Origin of the sequence: Mesorhizobium sp. M5C.F.Ca.ET.164.01.1.1, assembly GCF_004792125.1 — a bacterium.
Taxonomy (GTDB): domain Bacteria; phylum Pseudomonadota; class Alphaproteobacteria; order Rhizobiales; family Rhizobiaceae; genus Mesorhizobium; species Mesorhizobium wenxiniae.
The window spans coordinates 1-305 of record NZ_SRTG01000455.1 but is presented as its reverse complement, the minus strand read 5'-3'; the positions used below and the strand labels follow the sequence as shown (position 1 = coordinate 305).

1 protein-coding gene is annotated in these 305 nt (G+C 56.4%); it reads left to right on the top strand.

The genetic code is table 11. The annotated features are described in order from the left end of the window. On the top strand, window positions 1-227 hold a 227-nt coding region (locus EN807_RS36250), incomplete at its 5' end, for a hypothetical protein (RefSeq protein ID WP_135938074.1). Between the last annotated feature and the right edge of the window lie 78 nt (window positions 228-305).

Below are 305 nucleotides of genomic sequence, written 5' to 3'. Positions count from 1 at the left end.
GTAAGAAGCTCGACTGCCGTTTCGTTGGCCACCGGGAGAAAACGGAAAAACCCCGATGTTCTTCAGCGCCATCATGTCCGTTTGACACGGCGGCCCTCCTGTCAGAACAACGTGAGCTTTCCGGTATGGTTCCGCAGTTTTTTGACGGCGCATGCGTGCTGCGGCCCAATAAATCGCGCGCAATTTTTGCAGGAACAAACGGGCCGCTTGTGCTGTTCTACCCCTGATGCAGGGGAGGCAGCATGGTAGCCAGACACAGCGACGGCAAGGATGAAAATACGGGCTTCTGGACGATCGGGTTTGGC